15 protein-coding genes are annotated in these 15,430 nt (G+C 62.0%); 9 read left to right on the top strand and 6 right to left on the bottom strand.

The genetic code is table 11. The annotated features are described in order from the left end of the window. Positions 1–189: 189 nt before the first annotated feature. Positions 190–1,512 carry an LLM class flavin-dependent oxidoreductase gene (locus LRS56_08650; GenBank protein WDU64519.1) on the bottom strand — a complete coding sequence of 441 codons (1,323 nt, stop codon included), beginning with the start codon at positions 1,510–1,512 and terminating at the stop codon, positions 190–192. Next, positions 1,509–2,447 (bottom strand): aliphatic sulfonate ABC transporter substrate-binding protein, encoded by a 939-nt coding sequence (locus tag LRS56_08645; GenBank protein ID WDU64518.1) that lies wholly within the window; start codon positions 2,445–2,447, stop codon positions 1,509–1,511. The genes LRS56_08650 and LRS56_08645 overlap by 4 nt, the downstream gene beginning before the upstream one ends. 235 nt (positions 2,448–2,682) lie before the next feature. On the opposite strand from LRS56_08645, the gene LRS56_08640 reads away from it, so the two are divergent. Continuing rightward, complete coding sequence (locus LRS56_08640; GenBank protein ID WDU64517.1) at positions 2,683–3,627, top strand: aliphatic sulfonate ABC transporter substrate-binding protein; 945 nt, start codon at positions 2,683–2,685, stop codon at positions 3,625–3,627. Between the two features lie 64 nt (positions 3,628–3,691). Here LRS56_08640 and LRS56_08635 read toward each other — a convergent pair whose 3' ends face one another. The 3 genes from LRS56_08635 to LRS56_08625 are packed head-to-tail and all read right to left on the bottom strand — an operon-like array spanning position 3,692 to position 6,931. Next, on the bottom strand, positions 3,692–5,167 hold the full coding sequence (locus tag LRS56_08635; protein ID WDU64516.1) for an FGGY-family carbohydrate kinase: 1,476 nt from the start codon (positions 5,165–5,167) through the stop codon (positions 3,692–3,694). Between the two features lie 5 nt (positions 5,168–5,172). Continuing rightward, complete coding sequence (locus LRS56_08630; protein WDU64515.1) at positions 5,173–6,105, bottom strand: transketolase family protein; 933 nt, start codon at positions 6,103–6,105, stop codon at positions 5,173–5,175. Then, entirely contained in the window at positions 6,095–6,931 is an 837-nt protein-coding gene (locus tag LRS56_08625; protein ID WDU64514.1) for a transketolase, read from the bottom strand. The genes LRS56_08630 and LRS56_08625 overlap by 11 nt, the downstream gene beginning before the upstream one ends. A 361-nt stretch (positions 6,932–7,292) precedes the next feature. On the opposite strand from LRS56_08625, the gene LRS56_08620 reads away from it, so the two are divergent. The 8 genes from LRS56_08620 (at position 7,293) to LRS56_08585 (ending at position 15,069) form a co-directional block, all read left to right on the top strand. Beyond that, positions 7,293–8,300 carry an ABC transporter permease gene (locus LRS56_08620; GenBank protein WDU64513.1) on the top strand — a complete coding sequence of 336 codons (1,008 nt, stop codon included), beginning with the start codon at positions 7,293–7,295 and terminating at the stop codon, positions 8,298–8,300. A gap of 50 nt (positions 8,301–8,350) precedes the next feature. Further along, entirely contained in the window at positions 8,351–9,283 is a 933-nt protein-coding gene (locus tag LRS56_08615; GenBank protein WDU64512.1) for a sugar ABC transporter substrate-binding protein, read from the top strand. Positions 9,284–9,298: 15 nt separating this feature from the next. Continuing rightward, positions 9,299–10,807, top strand: coding sequence for a sugar ABC transporter ATP-binding protein (locus LRS56_08610; protein WDU64511.1), 1,509 nt, complete (start codon positions 9,299–9,301; stop codon positions 10,805–10,807). A 160-nt stretch (positions 10,808–10,967) separates the two neighbouring features. After that, the gene (locus tag LRS56_08605; protein WDU64510.1) at positions 10,968–11,732 is read left to right on the top strand and encodes an SDR family oxidoreductase; all 765 of its coding nucleotides are present in this window, start codon (positions 10,968–10,970) and stop codon (positions 11,730–11,732) included. A gap of 11 nt (positions 11,733–11,743) precedes the next feature. Beyond that, a complete protein-coding gene (locus LRS56_08600) occupies positions 11,744–12,544 on the top strand; it encodes an SDR family oxidoreductase (GenBank protein ID WDU64509.1) in 801 nt (266 codons plus the stop codon). A gap of 45 nt (positions 12,545–12,589) precedes the next feature. Continuing rightward, positions 12,590–13,543 carry a sugar-binding transcriptional regulator gene (locus LRS56_08595; GenBank protein WDU64508.1) on the top strand — a complete coding sequence of 318 codons (954 nt, stop codon included), beginning with the start codon at positions 12,590–12,592 and terminating at the stop codon, positions 13,541–13,543. Between the two features lie 24 nt (positions 13,544–13,567). After that, the gene (gene tal, locus LRS56_08590; protein WDU64507.1) at positions 13,568–14,491 is read left to right on the top strand and encodes a transaldolase; all 924 of its coding nucleotides are present in this window, start codon (positions 13,568–13,570) and stop codon (positions 14,489–14,491) included. Between the two features lie 260 nt (positions 14,492–14,751). Beyond that, complete coding sequence (locus LRS56_08585; GenBank protein WDU64506.1) at positions 14,752–15,069, top strand: hypothetical protein; 318 nt, start codon at positions 14,752–14,754, stop codon at positions 15,067–15,069. Here LRS56_08585 and LRS56_08580 read toward each other — a convergent pair. After that, a complete protein-coding gene (locus tag LRS56_08580; protein WDU64505.1) occupies positions 15,044–15,427 on the bottom strand; it encodes a hypothetical protein in 384 nt (127 codons plus the stop codon). The two genes, LRS56_08585 and LRS56_08580, sit on opposite strands and share 26 nt — an antisense overlap. Positions 15,428–15,430 lie beyond the last annotated feature (3 nt).

Below are 15,430 nucleotides of genomic sequence, written 5' to 3'. Positions count from 1 at the left end.
CAAAATATCCTTTTTAATTGAAGTATTGTGGCGTGTGTCGAGCCGCTCTTTTGTGGCGAGCGGGCTTGCCCGCGTTGGGGCGCGAAGCGGCCCTAAAACCTGGTGGGGCTGCTTCGCAGCCCAACGCGGGCAAGCCCGCTCGCCACAGGAAGCCCGCTCGCCACAGCAAGCCCGCTCGCCACAAAAGCCTTAGTTGAGGTCGGCCAGGCCCAAATGCTCGCGCAGGGTCGTGCCTTCGTACGCCTTGCGGAACAAGCCTTTGCGCTGCAGGTGCGGGATCACGCTCTCGACAAATTCGGTGAACGACCCCGGCAAGTACCCCGGAGAAATCACAAACCCGTCGCACCCGCCCTGCTCGAACAGCTCGGCCAGTTGGTCGGCGATCTGTGCCCCGGTGCCCACCAGTTGCGGCACGCGCACGCTGCTGGCGAAGATGCGGCCCAGCTCTTCCAGGGTGGTTTCGGGGCCTTGCATCAGCAGCTTTTCGGCGGCCGCCGGGTGGATCAGCGGCGACTGCACGACCTCAGCCAGGGTCGCGCTCAGCGCGAAGGGCGACAGGTCCACATTCAGCTGTGAGGCCAGCGTCACCAGCCCCAGCTCGGGCCGTGCCAGCGCGTTATGCTGGTCGCGTTTGGCGCGGGCTTGGGCTTCACTGCCGCCAATAAACGGCATCACCGCTGTCAGCACCTTGCAGCTGTCGGCCTCGCGACCTTGCTGCACCACCTGGGCGCGCACGTCATCGCGGAAGGCGCGCATGGCTGCCAGGTGCGGGTGAATGGTGAAAATCGCCTCGGCCCAGCGCGCACCAAAGCGCCGCCCACGCCCGGACGAACCGGCCTGGATCAACACTGGTCGGCCCTGCGGTGTGCGCGGGATATTCAGCGGCCCTTCGACCTTGAACCACTCGCCCTGGTGCTGCACCGAACGGATCAGCTGCGGGTCGGCGAGCACGCCGTTTGCGCGATCCAGCTTGAGCGCGCCCTCGCCCCAGCTGTTCCAGAGCTTGAGTGCGACTTCGACGAACTCATCGGCGCGGTCGTAGCGCAGGTCGTGCTCCAGGTGCTTGTCCTTGCCGAACAGGCGCCCTTCGCTGTCGTTCATTGAGGTCACGATATTCCACGCCGCACGGCCCTTGGACAGATGGTCAAGGGTGGCGAACTCGCGGGCGATATGCGCCGGTTCGTAATAGGTGGTGGACCGGGTGGCGCCCAGGCCCAGCTTGCTGGTCTGGCCCACCAGGTAGGAGAGGATCGGCAGCGGGTCCAGGCGCGTCGCATCCTGGGCGCCGTAGCGCAAGGCGAACTCGCGGGAGCCGCCCATCTGGTCGCCGACGGCCAGGCGGTCGGCGAAGAACAGGAAGTCGAACAGCCCCTCCTCCACCACCTTGGCCACCCGTGAATAGTAGTGCGGGTCCAGGTAATTGCCGACGGTTTCGGGGTGGCGCCACACCGCATGGCTATGCACCACGGGCCCGCTCAACAGGAAGGCCGAGAGATGAATTTGACGGCTCATGGTGCTGGCGTCCACACGGTGATTTCAGACACTTTCAACGGCTTGGGGATCAACTTGGCGGCGTAGTAGAAGTCGGCGATGCGTTGCTGTTCGGCGAGGTGCTCGACCTTGACCGGGATGATGTCGTAGCTGCGTCGGCTATTGGCGCGCTCCACCGTGGCGGGGGCGATATTGCCCCACAGCGGGCCGAGGATTTCAGCCGCTTCCTTGGGGTGGGCTTTGACCCATTGGCCGGTCTCGCGCAGGGTGTCGAAGGTCACTTGCAGCACGTCCGGGTGGGCCTGGGCGAACTTGGTGGTGACCAGGTAGAAGCGGTTGTAGTCGGCCAGGCCGTCGCTGCCGTCGGCGATCACGCGTACGTGGTGATCGAGTTGCTGGGTGGCGTAGAACGGGTCCCAGATCACCCAGGCGTCCACGCTGCCATTGGCGAATGCTGCGCCGCCGTCCGGGGCTTCCAGGTAACGCGGGATGATATCGGCCAGGGTCAGCCCGGCTTTTTTCAGCGCCGAGATCAACAGGAAATTGCTGCCCGAGCCCTTGGACACGGCGACGGTCTTGCCCTTGAGGTCGGCAATGCTGTGGATCGGCGACGTGTCCTGCACGATGATCGCCTGGGCGCCCGGCGAGGCGTTTTCCTGGGCGTAGTAGGTCAGCGGCGCATCGGCGGCCTGAGTGAACAGCGCGAAGGCGTCGGCCACATCCGCGTGCAAATCCACACTGCCGGCATTCAGCGAGCTGAGCAGGCCGGTGCTGAATTCATGCCAATTGACCGTAAACCCCAAGGGCTTGAGACGCTGCTCCAGCTGGCCATTTTGCTTGAGCAGAATCCACAGGGTGGACGAGCGCTGGTAGCTGATATCCAGGGTTTGCTCGGCATGCGCAGCTGCGGCGGCAAACAGCAGGCTGGCGGCGACGATGAGTTTTTTAAGCGTCATGAAAGGCCTTGGCGTGGAAGATGAAAGAAACACGAGCAAGGCATAAGCGCCTGGCATAAAAGCGCTTTTTATTATATTAATGAAGTCTGATTATGAAAGGACCTTATGATTCTATGGTTATGCCCGATTCGTCGGAGCACGCAAAAAGCCTCCTAAGCTCAGATCAAAAAAGTATTTATCGAATGGTTTTTAGAACTTTATGCTCAGCGCTATTTCGTTGAAGATCGAGCGCGCCATGTCCATACGTAGTCCCCTCGCCGCTGTACTCGGGTTGCTGGCCTTTTCTGTCGCCGTGAGCGCACACGCCCAGGAAACCGTCCGCATCGGCTACCAGAAATCCTCGACACTGATCACCCTGCTGAAAACCCAGGGCACCCTGGAAAAAGCCCTCAAGGCCGACAACATCGACGTGTCGTGGCACGAGTTCCCCAGCGGCCTGCCGCTGCTGGAAGCGCTGAACGTGGGCAACGTGGATATCAGCGCCGACGTCGCCGACACGGTGCCGATCTTCGCCCAGGCGGCCCAGGCCAAGCTCACCTACTTCGCCCAGGAAGCGCCCTCGCCTTCGGCCCAGGCGATCGTGGTGCGCAAGGACTCGCCGATCCAGCAACTGGCCGATCTTAAAGGCAAGAAAATCGCGGTGACCAAAGCCGCCGGCACCCACTATTTGCTGATCGCTGCCCTGGCGAAAGCGGGCCTGGCCTTCTCCGATATCGAGCCTGCTTATCTGTCGCCTGCCGATGGTCGTGCGGCGTTCGAGAACAACAAAGTCGACGCGTGGGTCACCTGGGAACCCTTCCTCACCAGCGTGCAGCGTCAACTGCCGACACGCACCCTGGCAGACGGCGCCGGGCTGGCCAGTTACAAGCGCTATTACCTGACCGGCACGCCGTACGCCAAAGCCCATCCAGAGGTGTTGAAGGTGGTGTACGCGCAGTTGGACAAGGCCGGCCAGTGGGTGAAAACCCACCCGCAGGAGGCGGCCAAAGTGCTCGGCCCGTTGTGGGGCAACCTGGATGTAGCCACCGTGGAAGCGGCCAATGCGCACCGCAGTTATCAGGTGCAGCCGGTGACGCCGGACCAGTTGGGTGAGCAGCAGAAGATTGCGGATGCGTTTTTCAAGGCGGGGTTATTGCCAAGAGCGGTGGATGCCAAGGATGTGCAGACCTGGAAGCCCTGAGAACTGCTGTGCTTTAAATGTGGGAGGGGGCTTGCTCCCTCCCACATTTGATCTGCACATGTTTTTAGAGCAGGGTGCGGGCCAACGCCTTTTTCCACTCGGCATAACGCCCCGCCATCGCGGGGTCGTCCTGCGGCTCAAACCGCTCGCGCTGGCGCTCCAACTGGCTCAACGCCTGATCACTCGGCCACACCCCCAACGCCCTACCCGCCAGGTGCGCCGCGCCCAGCGCCGAGACTTCCGGCGACAGGCTGCGCACCACCGGGCGTTGCAGCAGGTTGGCCAGAAACTGCATCAGCCAACGGTTGCGCGTGGCGCCGCCGTCCACCCAAAGTTCCTTGAGCGGGCTGCCGATATCCTGCTGCATGGCCTCGAACACATCGCGAATCTGATAGCCGATGGACTCCAGCGATGCGCGCAGGATATGCGCGCCGGACGTGGCTTCGGTCAGGCCGCAGATCAAACCGCGTGCATCGGCCTGCCAGTGCGGTGCGCCCAGCCCGGACAACGCCGGCACGAAGTACACGCCGCCGTTATCCGGCAGTTGCGCGGCCTGTTCGGTCAGGGCATCCAGGGATTCCCCGGCCACCAGGCGCGATGCCCACTGCACGGCGGCGCCGGTGTGGACGATATTGCCTTCCATGCCGAAGGTCGGCTGGCCGCCGTCGTGCCAGGCCAGCGTGGTCGAAAGCCCATGGGTGGAAGCGATCGGGCCGCTCATCGGGGTCATCAGGGAGGAGCCCGTGCCGAGGGTGGCCTTGACCAGCCCCGGTGCGAAGCCGCCCTGCCCGTACAGCGCGGCGTGGGAGTCGCCGATCATCGACATCACCGGGATGCCGGCGGGCAAGCTGCCCAGCGCGACGGTTGCAGCGAAGAAGCCGGCGCTCGGCTGGATGGGCGCGAGTGCCGCCGCCGGTATCGCGAAAATATCCAATAACTGCGGGTCCCAGGCACAGGTGTGCAGGTTGAACAGTTGGGTGCGGGCGGCGTTGGAATAGTCGGTGGCAAATACCTGGCCGCCGCTGAGTTGCCACAACAGCCAACTGTCGACCGTGCCCAGGCAAATCTCGCCGGCAGCGGCGCGGGCATGGCCGTCGGGCAGGTTATCGAGAATCCAGCGCAATTTGCCCGCCGAAAACATCGGGTCCAGCGCCAGCCCGGTTTTTTCCAGGATCAGCGCTTCATGGCCCTGCTCATGCAATTGAGTGCACAACGCGGTGGAGCGTCGGCACTGCCAACTGATGCATGGCGACAACGGCTCACCCGTGCGCCGGTCCCAGGCCACCACCGACTCGCGCTGGTTGCTGATGGCCAACGCGGTGATCGGGCGATCCACCTGGGCCAGGCACTCTTCAATCGCGGCGAGGGTGTTTTGCCAGATCAGCCGCGGGTCCTGCTCGGAAAACCCAGGCATCGGATGGCTGATGCTCAAGGGCCGCGACCCCCGGGCAATCACCTGCCCCCGCTCGTTGACCAGCACCGCCTTGGCGTTGCTGGTGCCTTCATCTATCGCCAGGATCAGCGGAGTGTTGTTCGTCATCGCATTCACCGCAATCGAGTGGCAGCCGCCACAATCCCAGCCGCGTCGATGTTATGCAAGGCGCGGGTCGGCTCGCGGGCCCCGGCGGCGGCGTATTCCCCATCGCCGATGCCCAGGCGGATCAGCGGGATACCCAACCCGGCTTCGGCCAGCACTTCAGCGACCAGGCTGCCGACGCCGCCATTGATGTTGTGCTCTTCGACGCTGATCACGGCGCGGGTGCCACTCAGGGCACTGAGCAATACCTCACGCTGCAACGGCCGGATCGACGACAGGTTGATCACCTGCGCCTGGATGCCCTGCTCCGCCAGCAACGCGGCGGCCTCCACGGCTTCATGCACCACCGAGCCCAGGGCCACGATGCTCACGTGCGCGCCTTGGCGCAGGATATCCACCTGGCCGGGCACGAACTGATAGTCGGCGCCATGCACGTCGGGCAAGGCTTTACCGTCGAGACGGATATACACCGGGCCTGTGTAGCGCAGCGCGTAGTCCACGATCTGCCGGCATTCAAGCGCATCGGCGGGGGCGAAGATCTGCACATTGCCGAAGCCGCGCATCACCGAAATATCGTCAATGCTGTGGTGAGTGCTGGCCAGCGGGCCGTAGCTGGCACCGGCGTTCAGGCCGAACATCTTCACATTGGCCTGGTTGTAGCAGACGTCGACTTTGATCTGCTCATTGGCCCGCGAGATCAGAAACGGCGCCGCGTTGCAGGTGGCCGCAATCTTGCCGCCCAGCGCCAGGCCAGCTGCGACGCTGACCAGAGACTGTTCGGCAATGCCGACATTGATCAGGCGCTCGGGAAAACGCTGGGCAAACGGGCCGATCTTGGCCGTGGAGGTGGAGTCGCTGACCACCGGCACCACGTCGAGGCCGGCATCGACTGCGGCAATAAAGGCTTCCACCATGACGCTCGCCAGATGTTCACTCGCCATGACTCAACTCCTCCAGTGCCGCGTTGATTTCATCACCCTTGGGCACGCGGTGGTGCCATTCGGGGCGGGCTTCGATAAACGACACGCCCTTGCCTTTGATGGTGTGCGCGATCAGCACCTGCGGCGCGCCGGTTTGGGTGTGCATGCGTTCCAGGGTCTGGATCAACTGGCCCACGTCGTTGCCGTCGCACTCGCTGACGCTGAAGCCGAAGGCGGCCCATTTCACGTCCAGCGGGTCGAGCGGCATGATCTCGGCCGTCAACCCGGCCAGCTGCAGCTTGTTCTTGTCGACAATCACAAACAGGTTATCCAGGCCGTACTTGGCCGCCGCCATCGCCGCTTCCCAGTTGGAGCCTTCGGCCAATTCGCCGTCGCCGGTCAGCACATAGATGCGTTTTTTGCTGCCGGACATCTTCGCCGCCAACGCCAACCCCACCGCCACCGGCAAGCCGTGGCCGAGGGCGCCGGTGTTGAGTTCGATACCGGGGGTCTTCTGGCGCACCGGGTGGCCGGGCAAGTGAGAGTTGAAGTGCTGATAGGTGGGCAGCCAGTCGGTGGGGATGTAGCCCGCCTGCGCCAGGCAGCAATACAAACCGCCAACCCCATGGCCCTTGCTCTGGATATAGATATCGCGCTCGGGGTCTTCGGTGCGTTCCGGACCGGTATTGAGGATGCGAAAGTACAGGGTGGCGAGGATGTCGGTTTCCGACAGATCCGCACCGGTGTGGCCACCGGCCGGTGAGTCGGCATTCAGGCGGATCACATGGCGCCGGATCAGGCGGGCCTGTTCTTTGATCTGGTGGGCGTCGTACTGGAAGGCATTCATGCAGCGGCTCCTGTGGGCTGACCACGTGAGGTAAAAGTGTCCAAAGCTGTCTTTGAATATTTATTCAGCAGTGACAATATATTTCTATTTAGACGCCGATCCACCAGCAGGTCAAGTGAGTGATCCACTGAAAAATGAAATAAAACCTGGAAATAGCCCTCGGACAAACGGCCAAAATCCCACACGCGCTACTCTATCCCGTGGCTTTGCGGCCGACGCAAGCAGCGGTTTAGAGGCATGCATGAAAAATTAAGCGCTTGACTTTGACACGGTGTCACTGGAATCTGAATTAACAGTCAGGCACGCATAAATATTCAAGACGCCTGAAAGCACTCCAAAAAAAATAAATCAGGAGAACACTGTGGACGCCAAAGCTATTGTCCAGCACCCGGCCGAACTCAAGCCGCCACCTCGCCCACGTATTGTGAAACTGCTGCCCAGCAATATCGGCGGCCCGCTGATCGGCCTTGTGCTGCTGGTGCTGGTCTTCTCCTTCAGTTCCGAATTCTTCTTTTCGTTGCGCAATGGCCTGAACATTCTGGATCAGGTCACAGTGCTGGGCATCCTGGCCATCGGCATGACGGCGGTGATCGTGATCGGCGGCATCGACCTGTCGGTCGGCTCGGTACTGGCGTTCTCGATGATGATGCTCGGCTGGCTCTACCAGGACCAGGCGGTGCCGCTGGGCTTCGCGATTCCCATCTCGATTGCCAGCGGCATGCTGGCAGGGCTGGTCTCCGGTGGCTTGATCACCTACGCCAAGCTGCCGCCGTTCATTGCCACGCTGACCATGATGTCGGTAGCCCGTGGCCTGGCGAATATCCTCACCGAAGGCCGGCAGATCGTTGGCTATCCGGACTGGTTCACCAGCCTGGCCACGGTGCGGCATTTCGGTTTCTTGTCCGCGACCGTCGGGCTGTTCCTGGTGATGCTGGTGGTGGCCTGGGTGTTCCTGCGCTTTCGTGCCGGCGGCCGTAATCTATATGCCATGGGCGGCAGCCCGGAAGTGGCGCGCCTGTCGGGCATCAAGGTGCGCGCGATTACCCTGTGGGTGTACGCCATCAGCGGCGCCCTGGCCGGGATCGCCGCCGTGACCCTGGCCGCACGCCTGGACTCATCGCAACCGAGCGCCGGGCTGAGCCTGGAACTGGACGCCATCGCCGCCGTGGTAATCGGCGGCGCCAGCCTCAGCGGCGGCGTCGGCAGCATCGGCGGCACCCTGGTGGGTGTATTGATCATTGGCGTGTTGCGCAATGGCCTCAACCTGCTCGGTGTTTCGCCCTTTATTCAACAAGTGGTGATCGGCGTGGTCATCGCCCTCGCCGTCACCATCGACACCCTGCGACGCCGCTCCAGCACTGCCCGTTAAACCTGTTCGACAGTTGACACCCTCCAACAATAAAACCAGGAGTCACCGACATGTTCAGCCCCAAGAAACTGCTTATCGCCACTGCTCTGGCGGCCGCAACCCTCACCGCCGCCGGCACCACCTGGGCCAAGGACCTGACCATCGGCCTGGCCGTGGCCAACCTGCAGGCCGACTTTTTCAACCAGATCAAGCAATCGGTGGAAGCCGAGGGCAAGGCCAAGGGGATCAAGGTGATCACCGTGGACGCCCAGGGCAACTCCTCCACCCAGGTCAGCCAGATTGAAGACCTGATCACCCGCCAGATCGACGTGCTGATCTACATCCCGGCCGGTGCCACCGCCGCCGGTGTACCGGTCAAAGCCGCCAAGGCTGCCGGCATCCCGGTGATCGCCGTAGACCGCAACGCTCCCGACGCACCAGGTGACACCTTTATCGCCAGCGACAGCGTGGCCGGCGCCAAAACCCTGGCCGAATACGTGGGCAAGATCACCGACGGCAAAGGCCGAGTCGCGGTCCTGCAAGGCCAGCTCGGGACCACACCGGAGAACGATCGCGCCAAAGGTTTTGAAGAAGGTTTGAAAGCCTTCCCCGGCCTGAGCATCGTCGCCCAGCAACCTGCCGAATGGGCTCAGGACAAAGGCTTCGCCGTGGCCCAGGACCTGCTCCAGCGTGACCCGAACATCACCGTGTTCTTCGGCCGTGCGGATGCCATGGCGTTGGGCGCCGCCCAGGCGGTGAAGGTCGGCAACCTCGATCACAAGGTGGTCGTGGTCGGCTTTGACGGCGACGTGGCCGGGCTCAAGGCCGTGGAAAGCGGCGTGCTCAATGCAACCATGACCCAGCAAACGCAAAAAATGGGGCGCCTGGCCGTGGCCTCGGCCATTGACCTGAAAGCCGGCAAGGCCGTGCCTAAGGAGCAACTGCTGCCCACCGTGCTGACCACCAAAGAAAACGTCGCGCCGTTCCTGCAACAGCACCCGTAAGCCTTGGAGGTCGCCATGCAAGCAGCAGCTCTGGACACAGCAGCCAATGCGGTGCTGTGCCTGCGCAATATCAGCAAGGCCTATGGGCCGGTGCAGGTGTTGTCGCAGGTCAACGTGGACATTCGCCCCGGCGAAGTATTGGCCTTGCTCGGTGAGAATGGCGCGGGCAAGTCGACCTTGTCGTCGATCATCGCAGGCCTGGTGCAACCCGAAGCCGGCGGCAGCATGACCTGGCTCGGCGCGCCTTACGCCCCCGCTTCACCGGGGGCGGCGCTGGGTGCCGGGATCGGCCTGATCCACCAGGAAATCCGCCTGCTGCCGCAACTGTCGATCGCCGAGAATATCTTCGTCGGCCGCCTGCCCATGCGTCACGGGCGGGTGGACCGCGAGTACATGGAGGCCCAGGCGCAGATCCAGCTGGAGCGCCTGGGGCTCAACGTGCCGGCGTCGCGCAAGGTCGAAGGCTTGAGCGTGGCGGCCCAGCAACTGGTGGAAATCGCCAAGGCGCTGACGCTCAAGGCCAGCCTGTTGATTCTCGATGAGCCCACCGCCGCCTTGGGCGGCGACGAAACCGAGCTGCTGTTCAAGCAGGTGGAGCGGCTGAAAGCCGAGGGCGTGTCGTTTATCTATATCAGCCATCGCCTGGAAGAAATCGCCCGCATCGCCGACCGGGTGCTGGTACTGCGCGACGGTCGCCAGATCGCCCTGCATGCCACGGCACAGGTGCCGGTGCGTGAGTTGGTGGAGCAGATGGTCGGGCGCAGTCTGGAGCGGATTTTCCCCACGCTGCAGGCGCCCAAAGACCAGGTGATGCTGCAGGTCAAAGACTTGAGCTGCCGTGAGTTTGCCTTGCACGGCATCGACTTCAGCGTGCGCGCCGGTGAGGTATTTGGCATTGCCGGAGTGGTCGGCGCCGGGCGTACCGAACTGGTGCGCACCATTGCCGGCGCGGCCCAGGATATCCGCGGGCATATGGTCTTGGATGGCGAAGTCCGGCAATTGCGCTCGCCGTCCGAGGCGATCCACGCAGGTGTGGTGCTGGTGCCCGAAGACCGCAAGCAGCAAGGCGTGGTGGTGGAACATCGGATCGAGGACAACCTGATTTACGGCAACACCGACCTGCTGGACAAACGCGGCTGGGTGTTCCCTGCCCCGCTGCGCGAGTTCGCCCGCACTGCGGTGGCACGCCTCGGCGTGAAAGGCGCGCCGCAGTCGCGGATTTCGAGTTTGTCCGGCGGTAACCAGCAGAAGGTGATCATCGCCAAATGGCTGGCACGCAACCCCAAGGTGTTCATTCTGGATGAGCCGACGCGGGGTATCGACGTGGGCGCACGGGCGGCGATCTATGAAGTGATCGCGGACCTAGCGGCCAAGGGCATGGCGGTGATTGTGGTGAGTTCGGACCTGGATGAAGTGCTCGGGCTGTCACACCGGGTGATGGTGATGAGCCGGGGGCGGCAGATGGGGATTCTGGAGCGTGGCGAGGCCACCCCGGTGTCGGTGATGGAAATGGCTACGGCCTGACTGCATTGCCCTCACAAACAATCAAGATCAAATGTGGGAGCGGGCTTGCTCGCGAATGCGGTGTATCAGTCACCTGATGTATCTACTGAACCCGCGCATTCGCGAGCAAGCCCGCTCCCACAGTTTAGATTTTCGGTGTATTCAATATTGGGAGTATTCCATGCAACTTTTCAGTCTTCAGGGCCAGGTCGCCTTCGTCACCGGTGCCGGCAGCGGCATCGGGCAAGCCATTGCAGTGGGTTTGGCCGAGGCCGGCGCCGATGTCGCCTGCTTTGACCTGCCCGGCAGCCCCGGCATCAGCAGCACCGTCGAACGCATCCAGGCCCTGGGCCGGCGCGCCCTGGCCTTGAGCGGCACCGTCACCGAACGCGCCGCCCTCGACGCCGCCGTGGCCCGCACCGAAAGCGAACTGGGCGAACTCAGCGTGGCGGTCAACTGCGCCGGTATCGCCAATGCCCAGGCCGCCGAAGACCTGGAACTGCAACGCTGGCAAACCACCCTGGACATCAACCTCACCGGCATCTTCCTCAGTTGCCAGGCCCAGGCCGCCGTGATGTTGCCGCGTGGCAAAGGCGCCATCGTCAATATCGCCTCGATGTCCGGCAGCATCGTCAACCGTGGCCTGTTGCAGGCCCACTACAACACCTCCAAGGCCGGGGTGATCCACCTGAGCAAAAGCCTGGCGATGGAATGGGCCGACAAGGGCCTGCGGGTCAACTGCATCAGCCCCGGCTACACCGCCACGCCGATGAACTCGCGCCCGGAAGTGGCTGACCAGGTGAAGATTTTTGAACAGACCACCCCCATGGGCCGCATGGCCAGCGTGGAAGAAATGGTCGGCCCGGCGATTTTCCTGGTCAGCCAGGCGTCGTCCTTTTGCACTGGCGTCGACCTGTTGGTCGATGGCGGTTTTGTCTGCTGGTAAGGAGTTACGTCATGTCGCAACGTTTCAGCGGTAAAACCGTAGTGATCACCGGCGCCTGCCGTGGCATCGGCGCCGGCATCGCCGAACGCTTCGCCCAGGAAGGCGCCAACCTGGTACTGGCCTCCAATGACCTGGAACGCGTGACCTTCACCGCCGACCAACTGGCCCAGGAATACTCGGTCGATACCTTGGCCATGGGCATCGACGTAACCCGTGAAGACGACATCGAAAAGCTCTACCGCGAAGGCCACGCACGCTTCGGCAGTATCGACGTGTCGGTGCAGAACGCCGGTATCATCACCATCGACCACTACGACAAAATGCCCCGCGCCGACTTCGACAAGGTGCTGCAGGTCAACACCACCGGCGTGTGGCTCGGGTGCCGGGAAGCGGCCAAGTACATGGTCAAGCAAGGCAGCGGGCGGCTGATCAACACCTCGTCCGGCCAGGGTCGCCAGGGTTTCATCTACACCCCGCACTACGCCGCGAGCAAAATGGGCGTGATCGGCATCACCCAGAGCCTGGCGCTGGAACTGGCGCGGCATAACATCACGGTCAACGCGTTTTGCCCCGGCATCATCGAAAGCGAAATGTGGGACTACAACGACCGCGTGTGGGGCGAGATCCTCAGCACCGATGAAAAACGCTACGGCAAAGGCGAGTTGATGGCCGAATGGGTCAAGAACATCCCCCTGCGCCGCGCCGGCAAGCCCTCGGATGTAGCGGGCCTGGTGGCGTTTCTGGCCTCCGACGATGCCGCCTACCTGACCGGCCAGGCGATCAATATCGACGGCGGCCTCATCATGTCGTAAGGGTTTGGTATCCTCACCGCTATTGATTTCATCACTGAGGCTTTCATGAGCCAGATCGAAGAACAGCGCCTGATCACCAAGATCGCGAGCCTCTATTACGAAGAAGGGCTCAAGCAGTCCGAGATTTCCACGCAACTGGACCTGTCCCAATCCTTTATCAGCCGCGCCCTGCGCCGGGCGCTGCAGGAAGGCGTGGTGAAGATCAGCGTGATGCGCCTGCAAGGGCTGCACCTGGAGCTGGAAACCCAGCTGCAGCGCCGCTACGGCGTGCGCCGGGTAATCGTGGTGGAAGCCACCGAGCCCGGCAATGACGAGAGCATCAAGCAGGCCATCGGCTCGGCCGCCGCGCATTACCTGGAGACCAGCCTGTCGCCTCAGGACCATATCGGTATTTCGTCGTGGAGCAGCACCATTCGCGCCATGGTCGGCCATCTGCATGCACAACCGGGCAAACAAGGCGCTCAGGAAGTGGTACAACTGTTGGGTGGCGTCGGCAACAAGGGCGCGTTTGAAGCCACCCTGCTGACCCAGCGCCTGGCCACCCTGCTCAACTGCCCGGCCTTTTTGCTGCCCTCGCAAAGCATCGAGCAATCGGTGGAGAGCAAGCAGCGCATCGTGCAGATGGAAGAGGTCAAGGAAGTGCTGCAACGCTTTGACAGCATCACCCTGGCGATCGTCGGCATCGGCGACCTGGAGCCCTCACAACTGCTGCGCAACAGCGGCAACTACTACACCGAAGACATGCTGCGCCTGTTGGCCGAGCGAGGTGCGGTCGGCGATATCTGCCTGCGCTACTTCGACGCCCAGGGCAAGCCGGTGCTGGAGGAAGACGAAGAATTCGTGGTGTCGGTGGCGCTGCCCAAATTGCGCAACATCCAGCGCGTGCTCGGCCTGGCCGGCGGGCTGAACAAGGTCCAGGCGATTCGCGGCGCGCTCAAGGGCGGCTACCTGGACATCCTGATCACCGACCTGGACACCGCACAGGCCCTCAACCGCTAACCCTATTTCTGGAGACTGCCGCTCATGACGTCCAAGCTCGAACAACTCAAGCAATTCACCACCGTGGTCTGCGACACCGGCGACCTGGAAGCCATCAGCCGCCTGCGCCCGGTCGACGCCACCACCAACCCGTCGCTGCTGCTCAAGGCCGCCGCCATCCCGGAATACGCCGAGCTGCTGCGCAATGCCGTGGACCTCTCCAAGGGCGACGTGGGCCTGGCCTGCGACCACTTTGCGGTGGCGGTGGGTGCGGGCATTCTCAAGGTGATTCCGGGGCGCATCTCCACGGAAGTGGATGCGCGCTTGTCCTTCGACGAAGACGCGCTGTGGGCCAAGGCCAACCAGTTGATCGCCCTGTACGACCAGGCCGGTATCGGCCGCGACCGCGTGCTGATCAAGCTCGCCTCCACCTGGGAAGGCATCCGCACTGCCGAACGCCTGGAAAAAGCCGGTATCCAGACCAACCTCACGCTGCTGTTTTCCTTCGCCCAGGCCGTGGCCTGCGCCGACGCCGGGGTGTTCCTGATCTCACCGTTCGTGGGCCGCATCTACGACTGGTACCGCAAAAGCACCGGCCTGGACTACACCGGTGCCGATGACCCGGGCGTGCAGTCGGTGACGCGCATCTACAACTACTACAAGGCCAACGGGATCAACACCGTGGTCATGGGCGCGAGCTTCCGCACCCTGAGCCAGATCGAGCAGTTGGCGGGTTGTGATCGCTTGACCATCAGCCCGGAGTTGCTGCAAAAACTCGATGAAGACCAGGGCACCCTGGCGCGTAAATTGGTGCCAGGTGCCGAGGGCGAAGCGCGTCAGCGCCTGACCCAGGCGCAGTTCCGCTGGGCGTCGAATGAGGATGCGATGGCCACCGAGAAGCTGGCGGAAGGGATACGGCAGTTTGCGCGGGATCAGGAGAAGTTGGAGGCGGTGTTGGCTGCGCTATAACACAGTCCCTGTAGGGGCGCGCTGGCTCGCGAAGAACGTCAACGATTACGCGGGTTGCCTGGGTTAATGCGGCGCTCTCAGGTGCTTCGCGAGCAAGCTCGCTCCTACAATTAAACAATTCAGATTTTCGATCTTGCTCATTTCGCTGTTGCTCCTGAAAATCGCGCAGGCCAATCTCTCGGCTCGCAGCACATGCTGCGATTGGACTTGGCGGTCCGACCAGATATGTGACGGCTCATTCAGATATAGGAGCAAGATCCATGACCGCACTAGATCGGTACATACCCATCACGGGCCCCGATTGCACGCTCGCTACCCTGCTTATCGACACCCAGGCACCGCTGGATGCATTGCATGATGCAGCGGTTTTTCGTATCCGGGCAGTCACTCAAGTACTGGAAAACCTGGCCCTGCGTGATGGCATCAGCAGCCATGCTGTTGTGTTGCAGGATTTCGTGTTGCTAAGGATTACTTATTGCACTAGCACTAACCCAAAACCCAAAACCCTATATTCCAGGCATAAAATCTTCGTGCAACCGCCATTGACCAACGTCACTGAAGAGGCGTGCATCTTATAACTGATAGACCTTGAGCAAGCACCTCAAACCCCGTACCACCATAGTCTTTCAGCCTATATTTAACGCCCTCAAGTTGATCAGCCGAGACATCATCTATTTCAATCTCACTCAAGTAAAAGCTCCCACACACTTCAGGAATTTTTAAGCAGCGAACCCCCGTAAACCCTAAAACAACTTCAAACGCCGACCGCTCAGACTCATAAAGCATCTCAAGGTCAACTTTATAAGTATCAATTAGTTGCCCGCTATTTTCACGCTGCACGCTGAGTCCTACTACAAGATTTAGATTATAAAAATCAAAATCGGAAATAATGAAAAGCTTTTCAACGCCTTCAAAACTTTTTTCAACTGCTCGCATATT

Source organism: Pseudomonas poae, assembly GCA_028869255.1.
Taxonomy (GTDB): domain Bacteria; phylum Pseudomonadota; class Gammaproteobacteria; order Pseudomonadales; family Pseudomonadaceae; genus Aquipseudomonas; species Aquipseudomonas poae_C.
This window is presented reverse-complemented; position numbering and strand designations above follow the sequence as displayed.